Origin of the sequence: Sinorhizobium chiapasense (genome assembly GCF_045277575.1) — a bacterium.
Lineage (GTDB): Bacteria > Pseudomonadota > Alphaproteobacteria > Rhizobiales > Rhizobiaceae > Ensifer > Ensifer chiapasense_A.
On the sequence record NZ_CP144206.1, the window covers coordinates 2,361,761 to 2,386,071 of the forward strand.

The 24,311-nt window shown below is 59.4% G+C and carries 20 protein-coding genes and 2 pseudogenes; 10 read left to right on the forward strand and 12 right to left on the reverse strand.

The features are described 5' to 3' along the window. Positions 1 to 22: 22 nt before the first annotated feature. Positions 23 to 1,646 (forward strand): annotated as a pseudogene (gene istA, locus QM996_RS29735) (IS21 family transposase). Further along, entirely contained in the window at positions 1,549 to 2,256 is a 708-nt protein-coding gene (gene istB, locus QM996_RS29740) for an IS21-like element helper ATPase IstB (RefSeq protein WP_375337367.1), read from the forward strand. The pseudogene istA and the gene istB overlap by 98 nt, the downstream one beginning before the upstream one ends. 142 nt (positions 2,257 to 2,398) lie before the next feature. On the opposite strand, the pseudogene QM996_RS29745 reads toward istB, so the two are convergent. The 9 genes and pseudogenes from QM996_RS29745 to QM996_RS29785 form a co-directional block, all read right to left on the reverse strand. Continuing rightward, positions 2,399 to 3,724: pseudogene (locus tag QM996_RS29745) on the reverse strand (GMC family oxidoreductase); the annotation flags it as partial. Between the two features lie 68 nt (positions 3,725 to 3,792). Continuing rightward, positions 3,793 to 5,223 carry an NAD-dependent succinate-semialdehyde dehydrogenase gene (locus tag QM996_RS29750; RefSeq protein ID WP_113131722.1) on the reverse strand — a complete coding sequence of 477 codons (1,431 nt, stop codon included), beginning with the start codon at positions 5,221 to 5,223 and terminating at the stop codon, positions 3,793 to 3,795. After that, the gene (locus QM996_RS29755; RefSeq protein ID WP_058328828.1) at positions 5,213 to 6,205 is read right to left on the reverse strand and encodes an NAD(P)H-dependent flavin oxidoreductase; all 993 of its coding nucleotides are present in this window, start codon (positions 6,203 to 6,205) and stop codon (positions 5,213 to 5,215) included. The genes QM996_RS29750 and QM996_RS29755 overlap by 11 nt, the downstream gene beginning before the upstream one ends. A gap of 1 nt (position 6,206) precedes the next feature. Next, a complete protein-coding gene (locus QM996_RS29760) occupies positions 6,207 to 7,820 on the reverse strand; it encodes an AMP-binding protein (protein ID WP_334197415.1) in 1,614 nt (537 codons plus the stop codon). Beyond that, a complete protein-coding gene (locus QM996_RS29765) occupies positions 7,817 to 8,584 on the reverse strand; it encodes an enoyl-CoA hydratase/isomerase family protein (protein WP_113131725.1) in 768 nt (255 codons plus the stop codon). Before QM996_RS29765 ends, QM996_RS29760 begins: the two co-directional genes overlap by 4 nt. Then, positions 8,581 to 9,771: a CaiB/BaiF CoA transferase family protein gene (locus QM996_RS29770; protein ID WP_334197416.1), complete on the reverse strand. Its 1,191-nt coding sequence runs from the start codon at positions 9,769 to 9,771 to the stop codon at positions 8,581 to 8,583. The genes QM996_RS29765 and QM996_RS29770 overlap by 4 nt, the downstream gene beginning before the upstream one ends. Continuing rightward, positions 9,768 to 10,514: an enoyl-CoA hydratase/isomerase family protein gene (locus QM996_RS29775; RefSeq protein WP_334197417.1), complete on the reverse strand. Its 747-nt coding sequence runs from the start codon at positions 10,512 to 10,514 to the stop codon at positions 9,768 to 9,770. Before QM996_RS29775 ends, QM996_RS29770 begins: the two co-directional genes overlap by 4 nt. 9 nt (positions 10,515 to 10,523) lie before the next feature. Beyond that, the gene (locus tag QM996_RS29780) at positions 10,524 to 11,450 is read right to left on the reverse strand and encodes a hydroxymethylglutaryl-CoA lyase (protein WP_334197418.1); all 927 of its coding nucleotides are present in this window, start codon (positions 11,448 to 11,450) and stop codon (positions 10,524 to 10,526) included. A gap of 86 nt (positions 11,451 to 11,536) precedes the next feature. Beyond that, positions 11,537 to 12,097, reverse strand: coding sequence for a MarR family winged helix-turn-helix transcriptional regulator (locus QM996_RS29785; protein WP_057248606.1), 561 nt, complete (start codon positions 12,095 to 12,097; stop codon positions 11,537 to 11,539). Between the two features lie 135 nt (positions 12,098 to 12,232). Between QM996_RS29785 and QM996_RS29790 the strand changes: the two genes are divergently transcribed. Genes QM996_RS29790 through QM996_RS29815 form a run of 6 tightly spaced genes read left to right on the forward strand, consistent with a single transcriptional unit; the run spans position 12,233 to position 18,659 of the window. Continuing rightward, positions 12,233 to 13,360, forward strand: coding sequence for an ABC transporter substrate-binding protein (locus QM996_RS29790; protein ID WP_500270427.1), 1,128 nt, complete (start codon positions 12,233 to 12,235; stop codon positions 13,358 to 13,360). Between the two features lie 25 nt (positions 13,361 to 13,385). After that, complete coding sequence (locus QM996_RS29795; RefSeq protein WP_334197420.1) at positions 13,386 to 14,450, forward strand: ABC transporter ATP-binding protein; 1,065 nt, start codon at positions 13,386 to 13,388, stop codon at positions 14,448 to 14,450. Then, entirely contained in the window at positions 14,447 to 15,349 is a 903-nt protein-coding gene (locus QM996_RS29800) for an ABC transporter permease (protein ID WP_500270428.1), read from the forward strand. The genes QM996_RS29795 and QM996_RS29800 overlap by 4 nt, the downstream gene beginning before the upstream one ends. Further along, on the forward strand, positions 15,349 to 16,173 hold the full coding sequence (locus tag QM996_RS29805) for an ABC transporter permease (RefSeq protein ID WP_334197422.1): 825 nt from the start codon (positions 15,349 to 15,351) through the stop codon (positions 16,171 to 16,173). The genes QM996_RS29800 and QM996_RS29805 overlap by 1 nt, the downstream gene beginning before the upstream one ends. A gap of 53 nt (positions 16,174 to 16,226) precedes the next feature. Continuing rightward, positions 16,227 to 17,609 carry an aspartate aminotransferase family protein gene (locus QM996_RS29810; protein WP_334197423.1) on the forward strand — a complete coding sequence of 461 codons (1,383 nt, stop codon included), beginning with the start codon at positions 16,227 to 16,229 and terminating at the stop codon, positions 17,607 to 17,609. A gap of 27 nt (positions 17,610 to 17,636) precedes the next feature. Beyond that, entirely contained in the window at positions 17,637 to 18,659 is a 1,023-nt protein-coding gene (locus tag QM996_RS29815) for a histone deacetylase family protein (RefSeq protein WP_334197424.1), read from the forward strand. 190 nt (positions 18,660 to 18,849) lie between these two features. On the opposite strand, the gene QM996_RS29820 is transcribed toward QM996_RS29815, so the two are convergent. Both QM996_RS29820 and QM996_RS29825 read right to left on the reverse strand, forming a co-directional pair. Further along, a complete protein-coding gene (locus tag QM996_RS29820) occupies positions 18,850 to 20,022 on the reverse strand; it encodes a Fic family protein (protein WP_334197425.1) in 1,173 nt (390 codons plus the stop codon). Positions 20,023 to 20,360: 338 nt separating this feature from the next. Next, on the reverse strand, positions 20,361 to 20,810 hold the full coding sequence (locus tag QM996_RS29825) for a cyclophilin-like fold protein (protein WP_500270429.1): 450 nt from the start codon (positions 20,808 to 20,810) through the stop codon (positions 20,361 to 20,363). A 515-nt stretch (positions 20,811 to 21,325) separates the two neighbouring features. On the opposite strand from QM996_RS29825, the gene QM996_RS29830 reads away from it, so the two are divergent. Further along, positions 21,326 to 22,792: an adenylate/guanylate cyclase domain-containing protein gene (locus QM996_RS29830; RefSeq protein WP_334197427.1), complete on the forward strand. Its 1,467-nt coding sequence runs from the start codon at positions 21,326 to 21,328 to the stop codon at positions 22,790 to 22,792. Positions 22,793 to 22,812: 20 nt separating this feature from the next. On the opposite strand, the gene QM996_RS29835 is transcribed toward QM996_RS29830, so the two are convergent. After that, positions 22,813 to 23,709 carry a LysR family transcriptional regulator gene (locus QM996_RS29835; protein ID WP_334198715.1) on the reverse strand — a complete coding sequence of 299 codons (897 nt, stop codon included), beginning with the start codon at positions 23,707 to 23,709 and terminating at the stop codon, positions 22,813 to 22,815. A gap of 152 nt (positions 23,710 to 23,861) precedes the next feature. On the opposite strand from QM996_RS29835, the gene QM996_RS29840 reads away from it, so the two are divergent. Further along, positions 23,862 to 24,308, forward strand: a complete 447-nt coding sequence (locus tag QM996_RS29840) for a (2Fe-2S)-binding protein (RefSeq protein WP_334197428.1) — start codon at positions 23,862 to 23,864, stop codon at positions 24,306 to 24,308. The last annotated feature ends 3 nt before the right edge of the window (positions 24,309 to 24,311 follow it).

The following is a 24,311-nucleotide window of genomic DNA, read 5'->3' on the forward strand; positions in this document are numbered from 1 at the left end:
TTTGCGGCGGATGGAGCGGGAGTTGAAGCGAGTGGATACGATTGCGCGTGTTCGACGGGCCTTCCATGTGCAGGGCTGGTCGGTGAAGAAGATCGTCCGGGAACTGCATGTGTCGCGCAACACGGTCCGCAAGATTTTGCGCTCCGACGAGACCGACTTTACCTATGAACGAGAGCGGCAACCGCTGCCGAGGATCGGAGCGTGGAAGGCCGAGATCGAGCGGTTTCTGACAGCCAATGAGGGCAAGCCGTCGCGTGAACGGCTGACGCTGATCCGGATTTACGAGGAGGTCAGGGCACTCGGTTACGATGGCAGTTATGATGCGATCCGGCGATACGCCAAGACCTGGGCGAAGAACCGGGGAGTTGTCACGGCGGAAGCCTATGTGCCGCTCTACTACGCGCCGGGTGAGGCTTACCAGTTCGACTGGAGCCACGAGATCATTCTGATCAACGGCGTGACGACGACCGTCAAGGTCGCTCACGTCCGGCTCTGCCACAGTCGGATGATGTTTGCGCGGGCCTATATGCGCGAAAGCCAGGAGATGGTGTTCGATGCGCACGACAAGGCCTTCGCCTTCTTCCGTGGCACCTGCACGCGCGGCATCTACGACAATATGAAGACGGCGGTCGAGGCCGTATTCGTCGGCAAGGAGCGACAATACAATCGCCGCTTCCTGCAGATGTGCAGCCACTATCTGGTCCATCCCGTTGCCTGTACGCCCGCATCCGGATGGGAGAAGGGACAGGTCGAGAACCAGGTTGGTCTCGTGCGCGAACGCTTCTTCACTCCACGCCTACGGGTCAAAAGCCTGGAGGAGCTGAACGTCTGGCTGCTCGACAAATGCATCGCCTATGCCAAGGCACACCGCCATCCCGAGCAAGCCGAGCGGACGATCTGGCAGATGTTCGAGGAGGAGCGCGGCAGCCTCGTGCATTACGTCGGGCCGTTCGACGGTTTCCACTGTGTCCCGGCCTCGGTGTCGAAGACCTGCACGGTCCGCTTCGACAACAACAAATACTCTGTCCTCTCAACGGCTGTCGGCCGCCCTGTTGAGGTTCATGCCTATGCCGAGAAGATCGTGATCCGGCAGGATGGCGTGAATGTCGGTGAGCATCCTCGTTGCTTTGGCCGTGGCGAGACTATCTACGATCCTTGGCATTATGTCCCCGTTCTGGCTCGCAAACCTGGTGCTTTGCGCAACGGTGCGCCGTTCCGGGAATGGGTCTTACCCGCAGCGATGGAGAAGGTGCGCCGCCGGCTGAAGAGCGTCCATGATGGTGATCGGCAAATGGTCACCATCCTCGGCTGTGTTCCCACCGACGGTCTGGCGGCCGTCGATGCTGCCTGCCAGGAGGCTTTTGATCACGGCGTCTGCTCGGCCTCGGTGATCATCAACATTCTGGCCCGCAGCCGTGATCCCGCTCCGGCCGCAACCCTGCAAACCCCGGATGCGCTGCGGCTGACCCATGAACCGGTCGCCGACTGCGCACGCTATGACAGCCTCAGGAGGGCAAGTTGATGGAACGCACACAGGTTCTCGAACTCATGAGCACGCTGAAGCTCTATGGAATGCGCAGCGCCTACGACGAGGTCATGGGAAACGGCATCAAACGGCAGCACGAACCGCCGCGCATCGTCGGTGATCTCTTGCAGTCGGAGATCGCCGAGAAGCAGGCCCGCTCCATTCGCTACCAGCTCAGCATCGCCAAGCTGCCGCTCGCCAAGGACATCGACGACTTCGACTTCGCCGATACACCCGTCAATGAATCCCTGGTGCGGGAGCTGGCTACCGGCACCTTCGTCGCCGATCAGCGCAATGTCGTGCTCGTCGGCGGCACGGGAACCGGAAAGAGCCACCTGGCCATCGCCATCGCTCGCGCGCTCATCCGCAACGGAACACGCGGGCGCTTCTTCAACGTCGTCGATCTGGTCAATCGGCTGGAAACCGAAACACGCAGCGGCAAGCAGGGGCGGACGGCCGACTACCTCAACCGTCTCGACTTCATCATTCTCGACGAACTCGGATACCTGCCGTTCGCTCAGGCCGGCGGCCAGCTCCTGTTCCATCTCATCAGCAGGCTTTACGAGCGCACTTCGATCATCGTCACCACGAACCTCGCCTTCGGCGAATGGCCGACGGTGTTCGGCGACGCCAAGATGACGACGGCGCTCCTCGACCGTCTGACCCATCACTGCGAGATCGTCGAAACCGGAAACGAGTCCTGGCGCTTCAAGAACCGCTCTCAAAGCTAAAGCCGAAGAAAGCCATCACCCGCACTTGGCCTACCCTTTGCAACCCCGGCCAGCGCCGGGCAGGCCAAGCGCTGATCTACATCATCAGGGGGTCAAAATTGGACGCCGATAAGGGGTGAATTTTGGACGCCGATTGACACCCTGGCGCCAGTTCGCGGAAGCCGAGCGCTTTCATCGCCGGGGCCGCGAGGATCTTTCGGCCTAGCTTGATGCCGCGCACCAACGTGTCGATGTCGGCTTGCTTGGTGAGGTTGTTCCCGACAAAAAGGATTGGATCTTCGGCCTTGGAGCTTCTGATCGAAACTTTGCCTCGTGCTTGCGGCCGCAGGATGCATGGATTGATCGAGACGCCGTGACCATCTATCTGACCGCGCGACGCATCGCCAACAAGTGCCGGTGTGACGTGAAACTGTACGTCGGGCCGGCCGCAGCCGGACGTGTCGATGAAGCCGCCAGTCTCAACGACGTTCGACGAGAGCAGCCCCGAGCGGTTGAACAGGTATTGTAGGCCGTTGACCGCGGCACGTATCCCCTTGTCCTGACCTCTCAGCGAAATCGCGCGGTCGGTAATGCCATAAACCGAGGCGGTGATGTGATCTTGAAAATTCTCTCCGACGCCAGGCAGATCGCGTAGTACCGGAATGCCGTGGGACGAAAGATGGGCGGCTGGGCCGATGCCGGAAAGCATCAGAAGCTTTGGCGTGGCGAGGGCCCCAGCGCAAAGGATGACCTCTTCCCTAGCTTTCGCTTTGTGGTCGATACCATCCGCAGTCCTGTAGGCGATCCCAGAGGCAGCGCCATTTTCCATCAGTATGCTGCGGGCGGCACTTTCGGTACTGATCGTCAGCAGCGGTGATCCCCGCACAACCTTTAGATAGGTTGCCGCCGTCGATCCGCGTCGGGCCTGAAACGTTGTCGTCTGGTAGAAGCCGATGCCTTCCTGGGATGCCCCATTGAAGTCATGCGAAAAGGGCAGACCCACTTCCTGCGCGGCGCGAACGAAGGCGGAACTGATCGGGTGCCGGTGGCGCGGCTCGGAGACCTTCAAGGGCCCGCCCGTCCCGTGATACTCGCCGGCGAGTGTCTCGTTGTCCTCGCAGCGCTTGAAAACCGGCAAAACGTCGTCGTAGCCCCAGCCCTCACAGCCGAGATCACGCCAGGTATCGTAATCCTGCGCCTGACCGCGAATATAGATCATTGCATTGACGGAGGAGCCGCCGCCGAGCGTTCGGCCCTGCGGCACAACGAGAACACGACCATTGGCGCCTGGTTCGGGTTCCGTTTCATACATCCACGTACGCTTGGAACCGATCACGCGCACGAAGGTGGCGGGGATATGGATGAAGGGTGTATTGTCCCGCGGACCCGCCTCCAGCAGAAGGACTGTCTTGCCGGCCGTAACGAGCCGGTTCGTTACCACGCAGCCGGCCGAGCCGCCACCCACCACAATGTAATCGAACGTCTTCATCCGCTGTCTGATCCTCTACGAGCCCACAGATAGAGTGCGCCGAACGATGTCAGCACACCAAAGCGGCATCAGGCGCCGATGTGGCTGACGAACTTCACAGTTTGATAGGCGTCGAGACTTTCCGCCCCGCCCTCGCTGCCATAGCCGCTGTCCTTGATGCCCCCGAACGGCGTCTCCGCCGCGGCGATGCCGAAATGATTGATGGACACCATGCCCGCTGCAAGCTCGCACGCGAAGCGGTCCGCCACCGCCAGCGAGCGGGTAAATGCGAAGGCGGCCAAGCCAAAGGGCAAGCGATTGCTACGCTTGATCGCTTCATCGACAGATTCGACACGAACCAGTGCAGCCAGAGGGCCAAAGGGTTCCTCGTTCATGATGCGTGCCTCTTCCGGCACATCGGACAACACCGTCGGCTCGAAGAAGAAGCCGGCATTGCCAATGCGTCGGCCACCACATTCCAGCTTCGCGCCGGCTGCCACCGCGTCCTCGACGAACATCTCCATCGCATCGAGACGCCGCGGGTTGGCCAGCGGACCCATCTGGGTGCCCTCTGTCAGTCCGCCACCGACCTTGAGTGCCTTGACCCCGGCGACGAAGCTATCCTTGAAGCGGTCGTAGACGGAGTCCTCGATATAAAAGCGGGTTGGCGATGCGCAGACCTGACCGGCGTTCCGAAACTTCAGCATGACGCCGAGCTTGGCGGCCGCTGCAATGTCTGCGTCCGCCGCAACGATGTAAGGGGCATGTCCCCCGAGCTCCATCGTCGAACGTTTCATGTGCGAGGCGGCCGCCGCGGCCAGCGCCTTGCCGACCGGAACCGAGCCAGTAAAGGAGATCTTTTGAATGATCGGCGATGCAATAAGATATTCGGAGACCTCAGCTGGGATGCCGAAGACGATGTTTACGACACCATCTGGCACGCCAGCGTCCTGGAATGCCTTTGCGAGCTCGATGCAGGCAGATGGTGTTTCTTCCGGTGGCTTCGCGATCACCGAGCATCCGGCGGCGAGTGCCGCGGAAATCTTGCGAACAAGCTGATTGATCGGGAAATTCCAGGGAGAGAAGGCGGCAACGGGGCCGACCGGCTCCTTGATCACGATTTGCCTCGCGCCAGGAATGCGCGAGGGGATCACCCGACCGTAGGAGCGGCGAGCCTCTTCCGCATGCCATTCGATGTGCTCCGGCGCAGCATTGGCCTCGCCCCGTGCTTCCGTCAGTGGTTTGCCTTGTTCGCGCACCATGTGCTGGGCGATTGTCTCTGCGCGTTCGCGAACCAAGGTGGCTGCGCGCAGCATGACGCGGCAGCGTTCCAGAGCTGTCGTCTTTCGCCAGATTTCAAAGCCCTTGGCTGCGGCGGCCAGCGCTTCGTCGAGATCGGCTCGTTCGCAGACCGGCAGTCGCGCAATGACCTGTCCGGTTGCCGGGTTCTTGACCTCGGTTGTGCGGCTACCAGAAGGCGCGCGCCAGGTTCCGTCGATCAAAAGCGGTTTATCCAACATTGCTTATTTCCTTCGAATTTCCGTCATAGACGGCGTTCGGCAGGCTGCTTACGACCTGCACATATTCCTTCGCGATACGGGTGACGATTTCGGCTGCAGGCAGAACTTCGGAGACGAGCCCCGTGCTCTGGCCGGCCTCCACCTTGCCGCCGCTCACGTCTCCGTCGAAGGCCGCGGCTTTCAGGGAACTGGCAACGAAGAGCGCCTTGCGCCGATCGTCGGAAAGCCCCTCGGCTTCGGCCTTCGCCATGCCTTCGGCGAACTGGTTGCGAATGACGCGGATGGCGCCGAAACCGCGTCCGACCACCATCGTGTCGGCAACTCCGGCTTTTACCAGCATGTCCTGATAGGCCGGATGCAGACGTGCCTCACGCGACATCATGAAGCGTGAGCCAAATTGCGCAGCACCCGCCCCGAGCGAGAGAGCGGCTGCGAGCCCGGAGCCATCGGCAAAGCCGCCAGAAAGGATCAGGGGTATCTCGGGAACGGCCTTGGCGATCGCCCGACCAAGAACGAGCGTAGAAACCAGTTCCGGAGGCGGATGACCACCGGCTTCGCCGCCAACGGCAATCAACCCATCGACGCCTGCGTCAGCTGCCTTGCGGGCATGGATCTCACCCGAGACGACATGCAAGCAGATCGTTCCGACGGCCTTGAAGCGATCGATGTACTTTTTCGGTCCGCCCTGGGAAGCAATCAAAACCGGGATGCGTTTTGCCAAGAGCATGTCGATGATCGCGTCAGCGCCTTGGCGGTAGAGAGGCAGGTTGACGGCGAAAGGACGATCAGTTCCCGCCCTGATCTCGTTGATTGCCTCTTCGAGATCATGGGGATACATCGGCCCGGCAGCAAGAACGCCGAGACCCCCGGCATTCGACACCGCAAGTGGCAATGCCGAGTTGGATGACGCCCAGGACATACCTGCCTGAATGATCGGCAAGTCGATGCCCAGCAATTTGGTGACGTTGGTCTCGATGCGCATGTCAGCTCTCGATGCCCACGAGTTTGCGCGCGTGGGCGGCAAGTTGCTTCTTCTGAATTTTGGAACTGGCTGTCATGCCGATCGACTCGAAATCCTCGACGATCCAGACGTGGCGCGGCACCTTGAAGCCCGCCATTTCCCGCTTCGACCACTCGATGATCTCCGCCTCCGTTGCCGTGCAGCCATCATTGAGAATGATGAAGGCGGCGGTGACCTCGACGAGACGTTCATCCGGCACGCCAACCACGGCCGCCTGGCGGATCAGCCTGTTCTGGTGCAGCACGTTTTCGACATCGGCGGGCGATACGTTCTCGCCACCTACGCGCACGATTTCCTTCGCCCTGCCGAGAAATCTTAGCCGCCCGGTGGTATCGAGTGCGCCAAGGTCACCCGTCGATAACCAGCCATCGGCGGACAGCGCGGCTGCGGTTTCTTCCAGTTTGTCGAAATAACCCTTCATGACGTTCCAGCCGCGAACATGGATCTCGCCAGGTTCGTCCGGTCCAGCATTACGCCCCTCTTCAGTGCGGATGCGGACATCGACTCCGGTTTGAACTCGCATGGCCGCGCTGACGCGAACCTCCTCTGGCTCCCACCAACAAGATTGGGCCACATTGGGAGAGGCTTCCGACAGCCCGTAGCCAACGACGCATTCGCGTGCGCCAAGCTCGTCGATGACACGACGAACAATTGTGGGGGACGCGGCAAGCCATGCGCCGCGCAGGTTGAGGTGGCGCGACGGCAGGTCGGGATGTGTGAGGAGCATCAGCGCCATGGTGTCGTTGCCCGAGAAATGCGTGCAGCGCTCCCTTTCCATCAGGCGAAGCGCCTCGCCGGGCTCGAAGCGGTCCATGCTTACCAGGGTCACCGCATGCTGCAGACATGAGAGGATCGACAGCGTGGTGCCCGCGACATGGAAGAACGGGCGGGCACTGTGGAAACGGTCACCAGGCCGCAATCCCATCCGCAGGCCGGAGAAGAAGGCATTCGGCAACATGTTGCGATGCCGAAGCAACACGCCCTTGGGGAAGGAAGTTGTGCCGGATGTGTATTGAATGAGGAGGACGTCGTCGGCGTTGTCCTCTGGTTTCGTGCGCACCAGCGTGCTTGCGTACAGCTCACGATAGTTTTGCGCGGCAGAAGGAACATTGTCCCCAATCACCAGAACTCGCCGAAGGTCGGGCAGGGCATCGTGCGGGAGCGCACTATCTAGGCCTGGACACACCTCGCGAAGCATTGAGATGAAGTCGATCTTGAGGAAACGATCGCAGGTAACGAGCGTGGTCACGCGCGACTGCTTTAGCGCATACGCCATTTCGGCGGTAACGAAACGGGTATTGATGGGGACGGTCACGGCTCCCATTGATCCGATCGCCAGGAAGATGACGACCCATTCAATGGAATTCCCGAGGCACAGGCCGACATGATCTCCCTTGCGCACGCCCGCTGCGAAAAGCGCATCGCGGGCGTCGGCAACTCTTGTTTCGAGTTCTTGATATGTCAGCCTGCCGTCGCTTGCGACGATCGCTTCGACATCCGGCGCAATGGTCGACGAACGGCGTAACGCGGCAGAGATCGTCAAGGGGCAAGTGGCGTGGAGATCGAGATCGCTCATTTGCCGCTCCCACTGCCAACGACTTCGGAGAACTTTTCGATGCCGGAGCGCCAGTTGCCATCGGCAAGGCAGCGTTCGATCGCTGCCATTTCGATGCGGATACCGTTGCCAAGGTTGGTTTCATGGCCGAGGTCAACAGCCTGTTTGGACAACGCCATCGCAAGTGGTGGTGCTGCCGCAATGCTTTGGGCAATTTCCTGCCCTACCTTCTCCAGTTCGTCCGCCGGCACGACCCGCGCGACGAGGCCGCGTTGATAGGCTTCGTCAACCGGCATGATTCGACCGGTGAAGAGCAGTTCCTTAGCGTTCATGCGTCCAATCACCCGCTGTAGGCGCTGGGTGGCGCCAACCGTGCCCCATTGTGGTTCCGGGAAGCGGAATGTCGTGTTCTCAGACGCGATGACGAAGTCGCAACTCATGAGAATCTCACCGCCGGAGCCGACGACCGGCCCTTGCGTCAGAGCGACAATCGGCTTGCCGCAGCGGCCGATCGCGTCATAGGCGGCGAAGGAGGCCTGCCGGCGCGCAAGCACCCAAGCTTCGTCCTTGTCGGCGCGTTCCTTTAGGTCCGCGCCCGCACAGAATACTGGACCGTTGGCGGAAAGCAGAATGACGCGGACATCTGGCTTTGAGTCCAGGCGTTGAAATGCCTCGCGAAGCGCGATGCACATTTCAAGATTGACCGCGTTGCGGGACTGCGGGCGGTTCAGGACAACGCGCGCGATGGCCCCGTCCTGCGTTACCGATACAGCATCGAGGCTCATCCGATCGCTCCTTCCTTCCGAAGCGCCGCAATCTCAGCGTCGGTCAGGTTCATCTCGTCTCTCAAAATGGTCTCGGTGTCGGCGCCAAGCAGCGGCGGACAGCCTATCTCGGGGCTGTCGAAACCTTCGAAATTCACAGGCGTGCGAAGTGCCTTGAACGTGCCTTCCGCCGGGTGTTCGAACGTGCCTACCATACCGCGCGCCAGCATATGCGGATCATCAAGGATCTGCCGCGTCGTGTTGACTTCGCCGGCCGGTATGCCGACTGCGCGTAGCGCTTCGGCCAGCGGCGCGCGCTCACATGCCGCAATCGCCGTGCGCATCTCGTCCATCACTCTTTTTCGATTGGCCACTCGCCCGCCGTTGTTGGCGAGGGCGGGGTCGGCACCGAGCTCAGACAGGCCGAGGACGTCACACAGTCGTCCCCAATGTTGATCGCTGCCGCTGATATGCAACCATCCGCCATCACGGCACTCGAAGGCTGCTGAGGGAACGCGGCCCGGATGCTCTGTGCCGGAGCGACCGATATCTTCGTCCAAGGCGAAAAGGCGCGCGGCGGCCAGCGCAAGCAGACTTGCCTGCACATCCATCATCGCAAGGTCGATATGGCACCCCTTACCACTGCGGCCCCTGCCGACGAGGCCGGTTAGAATGGCGATCGCGATCCACAGGCCGGCGGTCAAGTCGGCGATCGGCACGCCAGCCTTGGCCGGCGGCGTATCGGGATGGCCAGTCAGGTGCATGATACCGGATAATGCTTGAAACACCGTGTCGTAGCCGGCGCGCTCTCTATACGGTCCGGTCTGGCCGAAGCCGGTATTGGAAACATAGATCAGGCCTGGATTGAGCGCCGAGAGTTTGCCGTAGCCAAGATCGAAGCGATCCATGTCGCCGGGAAGGAAGTTTTCCAGCACTACATCGTGCTGCGATGCGAGCCGTGCTGCGATCTGCTGCGCCTTTGGCGACTTCAGATTCAGCGTCAACGATCGCTTGCCGCGATTAAAAGCAAAGAAGTAGGCACTTTCGCCACCGGGAAGACGCGGCTCGAAGACGCGCGATTCATCGCCGCCACCCGGCCGCTCCACCTTTGTGACAGTTGCGCCCAACTCAGCGAGAATCTGGGTCGCCATCGGGCCTGCCAGGACGCGGGAAAAATCCAGAATACGGATGCCTTCAAGCGGTTTCATTTGGCCTCCGTGCGGAAACTGCGCATTTTAGCATTAAGTTCTCGGCCAGCTGCCATGGCTTGAGGGTAGGGGAGGTCTTCCACCCGATAGTAGAGCGCCTTTGCGGCTGCCATGGCGAGCGGGTTGGCCGTCGCCCACGCCTCTGCAATCTCGACCGCCGCCGCGAGAATCCCGTCGGGGGGCACAACGCGGTTGCACAGGCCGAGTGACATAGCTTCATCCGCACCAATCAACCGGCCGAGGCTGATCATTTCAAAAGCAGCCTTGCGACCCAGCGACCGCTGCAGGCCGGTCATGACGAGTGCTGGCACAATGGAATGCTTCAGCTCGGGATAGCCGAATTTCAGGTTGGTCGCCGCCACCATCATGTCGCAGCCGATGGCAAGGCCCGCACCGCCGCCGACGGCAGCGCCCTGCACTGCGGAAACGATGGGCTTCGACAGGCTTTGCATCATTGCCTGCGTTCGGCACGTCAAATCTGCGCGCTTTTCGACCAGATCCTGATTTCCCGGCGTCAGCGTCTCGAACTCTGACAGGTCGGCGCCAGCGCAAAAAGCACGACCATTCCCGGCCAACACGATCGCGCGGATCGCGGGATCCGCATCCGTGGCCAATAGCTCGTCGTGGATCGCTTGGGTGAGTTCGGTATTCAACGCGTTGAGCTTTTCGGGGCGGTTCATCGTAACGATGCGCACCGCGCCGCGTGTCTCGGCGAGAAGAACGGTAGAAGATGGAACGTTCATGCCCTAACCCTATGCTGCCAGATGGCCAAAGCCGCTGCGCGCGACCCGGCTTAAAAGTTCACGTTTGAGGATGGCCTCGCAGCGACGGGAGGCCTCTTGCAATTTCTCCAGGTCAAGACCGGTCTCGATCCCTTCGGCTTCGAACAGGTTGACGAGGTCTTCTGTGGCGACGTTGCCCGTGAAACCTTCGCCGTATTTGATCTGTGCCGGGTGGCCGCCGACGCCGCCCATCGCACTGTCGAACCAGCGGCAGCCTGACTCATAGGCGGCGTAGCAGTTGGCAAGCCCCGTTCCGCGACTGTCGTGAAAATGGGCGATCGGGGTCATATCCGGCAGTTCGTGGGCGACCCGCTTGAAAAGGCTTTTGATCGACGCGGGTGTGCCATGCCCTGTCGTATCGCAGACGGAGACGTGGTTCACACCGAGCTGTGAGAAACGGGCGAGGTCGGCAAGCACGCTCGAGGGATCGACCTTGCCTTCGAACGGGCAGCCAAGCGCCATGGAAATCACCCCGATCAGCCGGAAGCGTCCGTTCGCCAGTTTCACCATTTCCGCGACATTCGCCCACTGCAATTCTCGGGTAGTTCTAAGGTTGCGCTGGGTGTGGGCTTCGGTGGCAGAAACCAGCAGGCTGATTTCTTCGGTACCATGTCCGGCATCGAGATCGGTAATCGCGCGTTGAACAGCTTTAATGTTGGGGCAGGTGGCCTTGTAGCGCGTGCCCTTGCGTCTGGTGATGCCTGCCAGAACCTGCGACGCGTCTGCAAAGACAGGGACGTGCACCGGGCTGCTGTAGCTTGTTGCTTCAATCCTGGGAAAGCCGGCATCCGAGAACGCATTGATCAATGCGATCTTGTCGGTCGTAGACGTCGAAACAGCCTCATGCTGCAGTCCGTCTCGCGCAAAGCATTCGCAGATTGTGATTTCGCTCGCCATGCCTCACCTCCGTTCGGCTTGACGACAGAAATGTATTTATTCGTTCACAATGTCAACTAGTTTCTTTTCCATAGCAGCGACGTGCTTCACTCTTCCTCCAGGCTCTTGAGGTCTGACTGTGAGGCGGTGTTGCGCAGTTCGTGATAATATTTGCTGCTTGTGCGGGTAACGCGGCGCAGGAGCTCGACAAGGATTTGTTGCTCGGCGCGGCTCAAGGTGGCGAGCATTTCCTCGTTACGCTCGAAGGAGTCTTCAAGGATGCTTCGCGACAGTGCCAGGCCTTCTGGGCTTAACGTCAACAGGATGCTGCGTCCGTCCTGGGGGTTGGCAGTCTTGGCGATGTAGCCGCGCTCAATCATTGCCGACACGGTACGGCTCATTTGGCTTTTTAGAAGGCCGCTATGCTTCGCAAGTTCCTGTAGCGGCACCTCTCCAAGGTATTTCAGAACCGCAAGAACGCGCCACTCCCGTGGCGTAATGCCGTATTTGGGGCGAATGGAAAGGGCCGCAATGCGGGTCGAAAGTCCTGCCAACCGCTGAAGCTGGAAGCTGAAAAGGTCGCGGATATCAGGTTCCTTTTCCGACTGCTCGTGGAGCCGATCGAAGTAGTCCCCTGATTTTTCATTCAGCTGATCGCGGTTCTGCACGGTCGTTTCCTCTCCGGGTGTGAATCGGTCTCTTTCTGCTCGATTTCTTCCGGCGATGCCAGTTTCGCCAAAGTCGCGCAGAAAATTAGTTGACAACGTGAACAATGTAGTTAATTTCGTCAACTAGATTGGCATGTGGCCGACGACTTGTCGACCACGATGATCTCGCCAGAGGAGTGGCGGGACGGTCGGATCTGTTTTCGTGGAGGAGCAAACATGATTTCACTGCGGCATAAATCGGCCTGCCTCGTTGGTGCGGCCTTTATCGCGTCGATGACGGTACCTGCTAGCGCGGCCGACACGACGCTGACGATCGCCGGTTTCGGCGGTAACCTACAGACCGACCTGCGCAATACTATCTGGCAGCCTGCGGCAGATGCGGCAGGAGTTCCACTGCGTGAGGAGACCCATGACGGTCTGGCGGCTGTGCGGGTTCAGGTCCAATCGGGTTCACCGACATGGGATGTTGTGCATCTCGGCGCCGACGAATGCGCCGTTGGCGGAAAAGAGGGCCTGTTCGAAACGCTCGACTACAAGGTGATCGACACCACTGGTTTCGACCAGCTCGGCTATGGCGACAACTGGATCGCGACGAACACGTATTCGGTGGTGCTCGCCTGGCGCACAGACGTATACAAGGACAAGAAGCCGCAAGGCTGGAAGGACCTTTGGGATGTGGAGAATTTCCCAGGGCGCCGAGCGTTGAGCAGCTACCCGCAGGAGATGATGGAGATCGCACTCCTGGCTGACGGTGTGGAAAAGGACAAGCTCTATCCGCTCGACACCAAGCGCGCGCTTGCCTCTCTGGACAAGATCAAAGGGAACGTCGCCGTCTGGTGGTCCTCCGGCGCACAGTCTGCGCAGCTGATCAAGGACAAGGAAGTCGACATGATGGCAATTTGGGGTAGCCGCGTTGCCAATGTCATCAAGGATGGCGCGCCCGTTGAGTTCACCTATCAAGACGCTGTCCTCGGCTATGGCTGCCTGGCCATTCTAAAGGGATCGCAGAACGTTGAGGCGGCGCAAAAGTTCATCGCTGGCGTTGTGTCTCCCGAAGTCCAGGCGCGCATTCCGGAAATGATGCCATACTACGGACCAACGAACAGCCGTGCCTTCGAGGTCAAGAAGTTCGCGCCCGAGGTGCTGGCCAAGTCGAACATGTCGCCGGAAAACGTCAAGAAGCAAACCTTTTTGAACGCCAACTGGTGGCGCGACAATAATGCTCTCGTTCGCGAGGACTACAGCCTGTTGATGTCGAACTGACGTCGATCGCATACGGAGAACGGCAATGACATCAGGTGCAGTTTCGATCCGCCAGATCTATAAGGCCTATGGGAGCTACAAGGCGCTGGACGGCATATCTCTCGATATCGCCGCCGGGGAATTCCTGACGCTTCTCGGCCCCTCGGGTTCGGGTAAGACCACGCTCCTGAACGTCATTGCCGGCTTCGAGAGACCGGACAGCGGTAGCCTGCTGGTCGACAATACCGAGTTCATCACCCGGCCGCCGCACAAGCGCGACCTGGGCATGGTATTCCAGAGCTATGCTTTGTTTCCGCATATGGACGTGTTCGCCAATGTCGCATATCCGCTGAAGCTCAGAAAGGCGGATTCCTCGACCATTCAGGCGAAAGTGACAAAAGCGCTTGAGACAGTGCATATGGCCCATCTCGCCGGGCGACGCATTCACGAACTATCAGGCGGTCAGCGTCAGCGCGTCGCATTGGCACGTGCCATCGTATTCGAACCAAAACTGCTTCTGATGGATGAGCCCTTGTCGGCGCTCGACAAGAATTTGCGCGAGCACATGCAAATCGAACTGAAGCGTCTGCATCGTACTCTCGGGATGACGACCGTATATGTCACCCACGATCAGCAGGAAGCGCTGACCATGTCGGACCGTATCGCCGTTCTCGATCGGGGCCGCATCATGCAGTTGGATACGCCAAGGGCCATCTACGATGCGCCAAATTGCAAGTTCGTTGCCGGCTTCATGGGCGATACCCGTTTCGTCCCGGTTGAAAGAAATGGCTCGGATTTCGCGTTGGGAGGTCGACCACTGAAAGTTCGCGCCGCACCGGCGAAGTCCTCAAGTGACATCTTCCTGATGGTGCGCCCGGAGCGGTTGCGCTGGCACGGCACTCCCGAACGGGACAATCGCATCGAAGGCAATGTCATCGATGTGATTTATCTTGGCGACAGCCATATGGTCTCAGTAGAGCTTCCCCAAAGCACGGAAATTTCGATCCGCCACACCGGCGCGGAGGCGACCTCCTTGCCGAAACCTGGCGATCGCCTTGCCCTTTGGATGACGCCGGAGTCCAGCGTCATCATCGAAGGGGCCCGCTCATGACCATGGCGGAAACTCATATGCCCTCAATTGAACTCAATACGGACGTCCTGCAGCGGTCGCGCCGCAGAACCGGGCTTACTTTTATTGGGCTGTCTGCTCCCGCGTTCGTATTGGTCGTCTTGGTGCTTGTTATCCCGTTTGCCTGGCTCGCATGGATGTCGCTCTATGACGCATCGGGCGCTTTGTCGGCAGAAAACTATGCGCGTTTGCTGCGCCCCGCCTATGTCGACAGTTTCCTGACGACCTTCAAGGTCGCGGCGATCGTCACAGTCGTCTGCGTCGTGCTCGGCTACCCGGTGTCGTACCTTCTTTCGCAACTGCCCGAGAAGGTGGCGCAGATTTTGATGATCTTCATCATCCTCCCCTTCTGGACGTCGGTGCTGGTTCGCACTTATGCCTGGCTCGTTCTCCTGCAGCGCCAGGGGCTCATCAACACCTGGCTGTCGAATCTTGGGTTGATCTCGGAGTCGCTGCCACTGGTCAACAATCTGACGGGTACCGTTATCGGCATGGTGCACATCATGCTGCCGTTCCTGATCTTGCCCCTTTATGCCTCGATGAAGACGATCGACCCCATCCTGCTGCGGGCGGCGTCCAATTGCGGCGCTTCGCCGGCCCAGGCGTTTCGGCAGGTGTTTCTGCCATTGTCTCTGCCGGGCGTGGCGACGGGCGTGGCGCTGATCTTCGTCCTGTGCCTTGGCTATTATCTGACGCCGGCTCTGCTTGGCGGAGGGCGAGTGGCGATGTGGTCGACTCAGATCGCCGACATGATCGCCAAATTCGCAAATTGGGGGGCGGCCAGCGCTCTGAGCGTCGTCCTGCTCGTTGTGACCGGCACCATTCTGTGGATTGTGAAAGCGCTATTCAAAGCCGCCAGCGTTAGCAAAGGAGGCCACTGATGCTGAAATCTCCGGCCACCTCCACACAGATCACTCACGGCGAGCGGCTCTGGCTCTATGTCTTTGTCGGTATCATCCTGGCCTTTCTGATCATCCCATGCCTGATCGTCATTCCGATGTCCTTTTCGGATTCCCAATATCTCGAGTTCCCACCCCAGGCGCTCAGCCTACGCTGGTACGATGCGTTCTTCTCCTCGCCGGAGTGGCGGCAATCGGCAATCGTCTCATTCAAAGTGGCTGGCACCACTACTTTCTTGGCGACGACCCTGGGAACGCTCGCAAGTTATGGCCTCTTCAAATCGACGAACCCGTTCAATTTCGTCATTCGCAGCGTTCTCATCCTGCCAATGATGGTACCGCTGATCTTTGTGGCGATCGGCGTGTTCTTCGTCTTCGCAAAGCTTGGCATGAACAATACGCTCACGGGGCTCATCCTGGCCCATACGACCCTTGCAATCCCCTTTGTCATGATTGCCGTGACCAATGGTCTGCAGGGCTTCGATTTTAATCAGGAGCGGGCGGCCCGTAGCCTTGGTGCCTCGCCGGCCCGGGCCCTCTTCACCGTCACCTTGCCGCAGATCAAGATCTCCATCTTCTCCGGCATGCTGTTTGCTTTCATTACCTCATTCGACGAGGTCATCGTGTCTTTGTTTGTCTCCAGCGGCGCCAACTCGACGCTCACCAAGCGCATGTTCGCCAACATCCGCGACCAAGTTGACCCGACCGTGGCCGCTATTTCGTCCATGCTGGTGGTCGCCTCGATCGTGATCCTCATAGGCGCGCAATTCGTCAAAAGGCCGAAGGCCAGGGCCTCCGAACAATAAGCTTCGCGGTCCATCATTCATCGACTGGCAGCAGTCGCCCTCAGGAGGAAACCATGCTTCACAATTCGCTTCGCGCGCTCGACATTGCCGTGCAGATCCATCCGCAGACCAATCTCGCTTTGCACGAGAAGCTGGGCCCGACGATCATGTCACGCGGTGAAGGCGCCTATGTCTACGACGATGACGGCAAACAGTACATCGAAGGGATGTCGGGCTTGTGGTGCGCCGCTCTCGGCATGAGCGAAAAGCGCTTGGTCGAGGCTGCAACGCGCCAGATGAATACTCTGCCTTATTACCAGAATTTCGCCCATCGAACGACCGAGCCGGCCATCGAGTTGTCCGATCGGCTGCTGCGGTTGGCGCCAGTGCCAATGTCGAAGGTTCTCTTTCAGAGCTCCGGATCGGAAGCCAATGACACCGCAGTCAAGCTCGTCTGGTACTACTTCAACTCGCGGGGGCGCCCGGAAAAAAAGAAGATCATTGCTCGCAAGCGCGCCTATCACGGCACCTCAATCGCATCCGCCAGTATCACCGGCCTGCCGCATCTGCACCGCGACTGGAACCTACCGCTCGATGGCTTCCTGCATGTAACCTGCCCGCACTTCTATCGCGATGGCTTGCCAGGCGAGACCGAAGAGGAGTTTGCAACGCGTCTGGCCGATGAACTTGACGCGCTGATCGTTGCCGAGGGGCCCGAAACTGTCGCGGCCTTCTTCGCTGAACCCGCCATGGGCACTGGTGGTGTGGTACTCCCGCCGAAAACCTATTTTGAAAAGATCCAGAAAGTCCTGAAGAAGCACGACGTTCTGCTCATCGCCGACGAAGTCATCACCGGCTTCGGTCGAACCGGCAACTGGTGGGGAGCGCAGACCTATGAGATGCGGCCCGATATCATCACCTGCGCGAAGGCGTTGACGTCGGCATATATGCCGCTTTCGGCAATCCTTCTTTCGGAGCGCATCTATGAAGGCATGAGGGCACAGAGCGAGAAGATCGGCGTCTTCGGCCATGGATACACCTATGGCGCTCACCCGGTGGCCTGTGCAGTCGGGGTCGAAACTTTGCGGATCTACGAGGAGGACGGCATTATCGACGGCGTCAAAGCGTTGGGCGAGCACATGGGCAAGCTCATGCATCCGCTGATCGATCACCCGCTGGTCGGGGAGGTGCGCGGCGTCGGCCTGATGTGGGGCGTGGAACTGGTACGCAGCAAGAAGACCCGCGAAGCTTTTTCGCCCGAACTGCAATTCGGGCTTGGCGTTCAGAACCACGCCTTCGAAAACGGCCTCGTGTGCCGCTCGCTTGGTTCGGCCATTGCCTTTGCGCCGCCGCTCATTGCAACCACGGCACAGATCGACCAAATCGCCGATCGTTTTAAACGCGCACTCGATACGGCTCTGGATGACTACACCCGGTCGGGCGGAAAGCTGGACTGAGCGAGATGTCACACTGAAGGAAAACAAATGCTGGCGATATGCGACGATCGGCAGGCGGCCCACCGGCCACTAACCCGGCTGGCTGGAGGAGGACTCGCCCCGAATCCGGAGCAGCCGGAGCGCATTGAATTGTTAAAGCAGGGGCTGAGCAACTGCGGTATCAGACTGGTCTCACCGACCGCGCATAGTCGAGACGCGATCGCGATGGTCCACGATGCGGACTACCTGGATTTCCTTCAGCATGGGTTTTCGGAATGGAAGAAATCTCCGGCTAATGGGCCGGAGATGCGTGCCAGTGTCCATCCGACTGTGCGGATGAACCGGAAGCCGGTCGATATTCTTGGGCGGGCGGGATACTTCCAAGCCGACGCAAGCTGTGTCCTTCTTGAAGGGACGTGGGACGCGGTGCGCGCGAGCGCCGATACCGCAGTCGAGGGAATGACGCGGGTCTTGAATGGCGAAGACAGGGTCTATGCGCTCTGCCGTCCGCCCGGTCACCACGCCTACGCCGATAAGGCTGGTGGTTTCTGCTACCTCAACAACGCGGCGATCGCTGCCGAGCTTGCCACGCAGCGGGGGTTGCGGGTTGCGATCGTCGATGTTGACGTTCATCACGGCAATGGGACGCAATCGATCTTCTACCATCGAGCGGACGTACAGACGCTCTCAGTCCACGGCGATCCGGCTTATCTTTATCCATATTATTCAGGTTACGCGGACGAAAATGGTGAGGGGAAGGGGCTCGGGTTCAACCACAATTTCCCCGTGCCACTAATGAGCGACAGTGAAACGTATCTCGCCGCCGTTGATCTTGCCTGCAACAGCGTCTGGAGGTTCTCGCCCGACGTTCTGATTGTTGCGCTGGGGTTGGACGCCTCATCTGCGGACCCCTTCGCCTGCATGAATGTCGACGAGGAAGGTTTTCGACGTATGGGCGAGCGTCTTGGGAAGCTTTGTAGCAAAACCTTGGTAGTTCAGGAAGGAGGCTATCCGTCACCCGCGCTGCCGGGTCTGCTGAAGAGCTTCCTGGATGGCTTCACGTCTCGCTGAAGTCTGGGCTCGAGACATACAAGAACCACTCTCGGCGATTCAGTTGCTATCCGCCGTCAAGGTCTGGCGGCGTTCGTAGGCTTTGACGGACAAGTCAGTTCCCCCGGCCTTAATCGGCAGAAAGGCCGCAATCTCAATATGTTACGGATTTGTGTGTTCAGGATCGCATTAATGTATCGACGGGAACGCCTTAGCCGCTTGCTCCGTCGCTCAGTATGTCCATGTAGGCGCGATAGACGAATACCCGGCCACGGCGCCGCCCCGTCGCTTCTTCAACGATCCCGAGTCGCTGGAGTTGCTCGAGGGCCGCGTTGACCGTTGGCATTGTCAGGCCGCTCCGCTTCATTGCCGTGGTAGCGGTCAGATAAGGGCTGGTGCGCATGGTTTCGTGGATCTGGAGGACCGATCCCGTACGTTCAGACTCCCTTACGATGCGTTCGCGGTCGCCCTCGAACAGCCGTGCAATTTGATTGGCGGTCTCAAAAGCCTGTTCCGCTGTTTCGGCGATCCCGTCGAGGAAGAACTCGAGCCATGCTTCCCAGGTGCCGTATTCGCGGACTTCCTGCAGCAGGCGGTAATAATCGGCCCTACGCGATTTGAAATAGAGGCTGAGGTAAAGCAGGGGTTGTCGAAGTACGCCGGTGGCGCAAAGGAATAGCGTGATCAAAAGCCGGCCGAGACGGCCATTGCCGTCCAGGAAAGGATGGATGGTTTCAAACTGAACGTGAATGAGCCCTGCCTTGATCAGAGGCGGAATGTCGGGCGTGTCCAGATGAACAAACCTCTCCCATTCCCCCAGGCAACTCATGACTTCATTGGGAGGAGGGGGCACGAACATTGCGTTTCCCGGTCGAGTTCCGCCGATCCAGTTCTGGGACGTGCGGAATTCACCAGGGCTCTTCGTCCCACCGCGGCCGCTGTCCAACAATCGCTGATGCATTTCCCGAATGAGGCGCAGAGATAGTGGTAGCTGTTCCAGACGCTCGAGACCGAACATCATGGCGTCGACGTAATTGGAGACTTCGCGAATATCGTCGACGGGCTCGCCACCGATCGCTTCCGTTTCGAAGCGAAGTAGGTCGGAAAGCGTCGATTGAGTGCCCTCAATTTGGGATGATAGGACCGCCTCCTTGCGTACATACATGTAGAGGAACAGTTCCTTGTTGGGCAACAACACGGAAACGCCATCGAGCCGTCCGAGCGCCCGCTCGGCCGCGCTAAGACGAGTGAGCAGGCCGGTGATCGCGATTGGCGGAACCGGGGGAAGGGGAGGCGGCACAAACGCCTTGACGCGTTCACCACCGACAGCGGTTTCGACGAAGCGGCCCAGCCGCCCGTTGGTATCGGGGTCGTTGCTGTTCATTGCCTTCCCGAGTCGATTGTCGTGCTGACGTTAAATAGCACTGCTTCTTAATAAACAAAACGGCTTTCTTGTTAATTAACGTGCTCGCTTAATTAACAATGGGCACGGGAATGTAGTCCGAATCCCTTCATGGCGAGGGGTGCGCCGTCGACGGTCAATCGCCGACAGATCGAGGCGTCCCACGGCCTCCGCCTTTCCAAGGTTTTCCAACGCGGGCCGGAACACACAGGGTGGCAACCGTCACTTCTCGCCGTGCATTCAAAAAACCTTCAGCAACTATTCGACCAGCTGCCTGATCGTGGTTTGCTCGACGCATGACTGTGGCGCCATGGCAGCCGCTATTGGAGAATCTTGACGGTGACTGGCTGGTCCGCAAGCTTCTCGAGTGTACCCAACGACGCCTTGTAGGTGCCGATGTGAATGGTTTGGTTCGAGTAATCGATTCCGGCCGTATTGTAATAGAAGCCGAGATTTCCCCAGGGAATGAAGTAGATGAGGTCACCGTCTTCAGGATCGGATCCGGGTGATCCGGTGTGCTTAAGTTTCCGAGGGAGATAGCTGATTTTTTCGCGACCGGTGAACTCCTCAAGCTTCAGCTTGAGCGGGAGCATTGAAAGAAAGTCACGGACTGCTGGGTTGTCTTCGCCTATTTTTACGTCCACCGACGTCGATCCGCCGGTGAACCGCACCACCGTGCCGACTACAGGCGTCGCCTTGCGATGCTTTGTCTGTGCGAAGGCGCTGGGAGCCAAAGTAGTGAAGAAGGCTGCGAAAAGGATCGCAGTCATTTGGCGGTTGGGGCTTCGCATTTGTTCGGTTCTCTTCGACATTTCAACTAGGACACGCTGCCCGATGCAACGGTCGCGGGGCGAAACGCTGCGCATTCGTTCGATATCAGCGACTATAACTGGCCGAACGTGATCCGATTACCTCTGTCGGATCGTTTGTAGTCATGGGTGTATTTCATGAATGCTGCGCGAGGCGGCAAGCGTCGAGGATACTGCCTTCGCTTTCTGTGGGCTGGAACGTCCATTGGTTGCCAGGAGTAGAATACGCGATCGAACTCGACAGCGGGACCGTGCTCGGAAAGAGCGGGAGTGGGGTGTGGCTGTCGATACAATTCATTGAGCCTCATCATAACCGCTTGCGCGTTTCCAGCTCTAATCGATCCTGGCGATGGCGGCTATAATCCCCACCACATCGGACGGAGCGCGCACCACCTCGGCAACCGCACGGATCTTTTTCAAGGAAAGCATCGACGAGAATGCGATTTCATGCAGACCTGCAGCTTTGGAGGACAGCCTTGAGGGGCGTCGCACGGCTCGCGAGCAAGCGGTTCGCGGTAGGTGAAAGGGGCGCTTGGTCCGGCTCGTCGAATGCGCTTGGAGACGCTATCGACCGCGAAGTCAATGAGGGTCTCGCCTATATGTTCTGGGGCCGACTGGTCGCCCTCGGCACGCTCGCAGCGGGGGCGCTCCTTGCCGTGCCTCTCGACCGCTCGGGCCTCTATGTGGTGGCCATCGTAGCGTTTGCACTTCTCAATGCAGTTTCCTTTGGCTTGGCTCGCAACAGTCGCTACGCGACGGTGGCGACTTGGTTGTTCGTGGTCGTTGATGCCGCGGTCTTGACCTATATCTTTGTGACGCCATCGCCGTTCGCCGTCGAAGGCTGGACCTCCCAACTCAATCTTCGCCTGCCGAACTTCCTGTATCTGGGCGTGTTCCTTGTGAGCATGGCGCTCAGCTACTCGCCGGCCCTGGTCGTCTGGAGCGGCGTGGTCACGATCGTCCTCTGGAACATCGCCTACTGCTGGATCGCCACGCGGCCCAACTCAATCGCCTATGGAAGTGATTTGCTGAATGGTGGCGTTAGTGACGCAGACATCATTGCACTGGTGCTAGATCCCCGCTCTGTCAGCCTGATTAATCTCTCCTATCAGACGATGTTCCTGGTGCTTGTCACGGTCATCCTTGCGATTTCCGTTTGGCGTTCGCGCAGGCTGGTGCGCAGTCAGGTTGCAGCAGAAGCTCAACGCAGTGCCTTGTCACGCTACTTTTCGCCGAACATCGTGCGTGAGCTGTCGAGCGTGTCGAGCGGCTTCGGGGAACCCTTGCTCCAGACTGCCGCAATCCTGTTTGCCGACATAGTTGGTTTTACCAATATATCGGAGCGGCTTGCGCCGGCGGAGCTCGTGAAACTGCTGAAGGAGTTCCATGCCCGCCTGGCAACCGTTGCGTTCGCCCATGGCGGGACCGTGGACAAATACATCGGCGACGAGATCATGGTGCACTTCGGCACCCCACGTCCCCGGCCGGATGACGCCGCGCGAGCGCTGTCATGCGCCCGCGACATGCTGGAGCAGGTCCGGCTCGGGAACGAGCAGCGCCGCGCTCGCGGCGAACATATCATTGAGGTTGGCATCGGCGTTCACTATGGTGAGGTAATCGCCGGAAACATCGGAGACGAGCGCCGCCTGGAATACACGGTGTTGGGCGATACCGTGAACGTTGCAAGCAGGCTCGAACGGCTGACGCGCAAGATCGGCGCATCACTCGCAGTCAGCGAAGATCTGCTTACCGCAGCTCGAGCTCAAAGCTCGAACCCGGCGTCCGTTGTCCGGGGACTGCAGCCGGATCAGGTCCGCTTGGTGCGCGGGCGCCGCCGACCGATCGCCGTCTGGTATCTCCCTCGCACCGAACAGCAGAAAAGCAGAAAGGGGCCGAGCCGGCGTCAGCACGCGGTCCCGAGCGAGATGGAGCAAGTGGATTGAAACGCACCTGTGAACCGCACTTACGATCTTTGATACCGCAATGCGTCCACCACCACCTTGAATGCCGGCGAGTTCTGATGTCGGCTCGGATAGTAAATATAATAGCCGGAGAAGGGTGGGGACCAGTCTGATAGCAGCGCAACCAGACGTCCCGCTTCAATATGTGCGGTCGCCAGGTCTTCCGGCAAAAAAGCAATGCCATGGCCGGCCACCGCAGCATCTACCATCGGATAGGAAGTGTTGAACGTGAGTTGCCCGTCGACCCTGACGCGAAGCTCCTGCCCTTTCTTCTCAAATTCCCAGGTATAGAGGCCGCCGCCGGTTGCCTGCCGCATGTTGATGCAGTCGTGCTGCATCAGATCCTGCGGATGTTGGGGAACCACTCGACCGGCAAGATACCTGGGCGAGGCGACGGCCAACATCCGCCAGTCGGGTCCAATTCTGACCGCGATCATATCTTTCTCGATACTCTCGCCCAGCCTCACGCCAGCGTCAAAGCCATCCTCCACGATGTTGCGCAGGCCATTGTCACGGCTCAATTCGATCTTGATGTCGGGATATTTCGAAAGGATCGGCTGCAGTTTTGGCCAAACGATGGTTTCGAGCGCATGGTCCGACAGGGTGATCTTAATCGTACCCGACGGCGTGTCGCGCAACGCTGTCAACGCTGCCAGATCGCTCCTGATGGCGGATATCCTGGGCGAAAGCGACTGAAAGACGCGATCTCCGGCTTCGGTCAACGCGACGCTTCGAGTGGTACGCGTCAGCAGTCTCAGCCCCATTCTGGTTTCAAGCCGCTTTATCGTATGGCTTAGCGTCGACTGGGTTATGCCAAGTTTGGCGGCCGCCCTCGTAAAGTTTCGTTCCTCGGCAACGGCGAGGAACCATAGGAGGTCGTTGAAGTCTTCTCTGGCCATCGCTTCCCGCTTGGTCCTGCCCATTTATGCGTCACATCGATAAATGTAAGCGAAGCACGGCAACTAATCCATAGCCGCGTCCTTTGCTAGCGTGTGCGGTGAGACAGTTCGGCCCTGGTTCGAGGCATCACGTGCAACCCGAGGAGACCACTATGGAACTCACGATCAATGGGACAAAGCATCAGGTCGACATCGAACCCGATACGCCGCTGCTTTGGGTTCTGCGCGACGAGCTTGGAATGACGGGCACGAAATATGGTTGCGGGCTCGCCCAATGCGGCGCCTGCACGGTGCTTGTCGACGGGCAGGCAACGCGATCCTGCGTCACGCCGGTAGAAAGCGTCGCCGGCACTGAGATCATGACGATCGAAGCCGTTGCTGATGATCCGATCGGCCAGAAGATCGTCGAGGCCTGGGTTTCCAACCAGGTCGCCCAATGCGGCTACTGCCAGTCCGGCCAGGTCATGGGGGCCACCGCCCTTTTGAAGCAAACGCCCAAACCGAGTGACGACGACATTGCCGGCGCAATGGTCAACCTCTGTCGCTGTGGCACCTACAACGCAATCGCCGCGGCCGTCCGCGACGCCGCCCAAGCTTGATCG

Excerpts from the sequence above, each read along its gene's own strand:
- QM996_RS29765 (WP_113131725.1), bottom strand. The coding sequence starts at position 8,584 with ATGAGCCTCGATGCTGTATCGGTAACGCAGGACGGGGCCATCGCGCGC.
- QM996_RS29805 (WP_334197422.1), top strand. The coding sequence starts at position 15,349 with ATGCTGAAATCTCCGGCCACCTCCACACAGATCACTCACGGCGAGCGG.
- QM996_RS29815 (WP_334197424.1), top strand. The coding sequence starts at position 17,637 with ATGCTGGCGATATGCGACGATCGGCAGGCGGCCCACCGGCCACTAACC.
- QM996_RS29775 (WP_334197417.1), bottom strand. The coding sequence starts at position 10,514 with ATGAACGTTCCATCTTCTACCGTTCTTCTCGCCGAGACACGCGGCGCG.
- QM996_RS29825 (WP_500270429.1), bottom strand. The coding sequence starts at position 20,810 with ATGACTGCGATCCTTTTCGCAGCCTTCTTCACTACTTTGGCTCCCAGC.
- QM996_RS29780 (WP_334197418.1), bottom strand. The coding sequence starts at position 11,450 with ATGGCGAGCGAAATCACAATCTGCGAATGCTTTGCGCGAGACGGACTG.
- istB (WP_375337367.1), top strand. The coding sequence starts at position 1,549 with ATGAGCACGCTGAAGCTCTATGGAATGCGCAGCGCCTACGACGAGGTC.
- QM996_RS29835 (WP_334198715.1), bottom strand. The coding sequence starts at position 23,709 with ATGGCCAGAGAAGACTTCAACGACCTCCTATGGTTCCTCGCCGTTGCC.
- QM996_RS29810 (WP_334197423.1), top strand. The coding sequence starts at position 16,227 with ATGCTTCACAATTCGCTTCGCGCGCTCGACATTGCCGTGCAGATCCAT.
- QM996_RS29755 (WP_058328828.1), bottom strand. The coding sequence starts at position 6,205 with ATGCGCATCGAGACCAACGTCACCAAATTGCTGGGCATCGACTTGCCG.
- QM996_RS29800 (WP_500270428.1), top strand. The coding sequence starts at position 14,447 with ATGACCATGGCGGAAACTCATATGCCCTCAATTGAACTCAATACGGAC.
- QM996_RS29820 (WP_334197425.1), bottom strand. The coding sequence starts at position 20,022 with ATGAACAGCAACGACCCCGATACCAACGGGCGGCTGGGCCGCTTCGTC.
- QM996_RS29795 (WP_334197420.1), top strand. The coding sequence starts at position 13,386 with ATGACATCAGGTGCAGTTTCGATCCGCCAGATCTATAAGGCCTATGGG.
- QM996_RS29840 (WP_334197428.1), top strand. The coding sequence starts at position 23,862 with ATGGAACTCACGATCAATGGGACAAAGCATCAGGTCGACATCGAACCC.
- QM996_RS29770 (WP_334197416.1), bottom strand. The coding sequence starts at position 9,771 with ATGAAACCGCTTGAAGGCATCCGTATTCTGGATTTTTCCCGCGTCCTG.
- QM996_RS29750 (WP_113131722.1), bottom strand. The coding sequence starts at position 5,223 with ATGTTGGATAAACCGCTTTTGATCGACGGAACCTGGCGCGCGCCTTCT.
- QM996_RS29760 (WP_334197415.1), bottom strand. The coding sequence starts at position 7,820 with ATGAGCGATCTCGATCTCCACGCCACTTGCCCCTTGACGATCTCTGCC.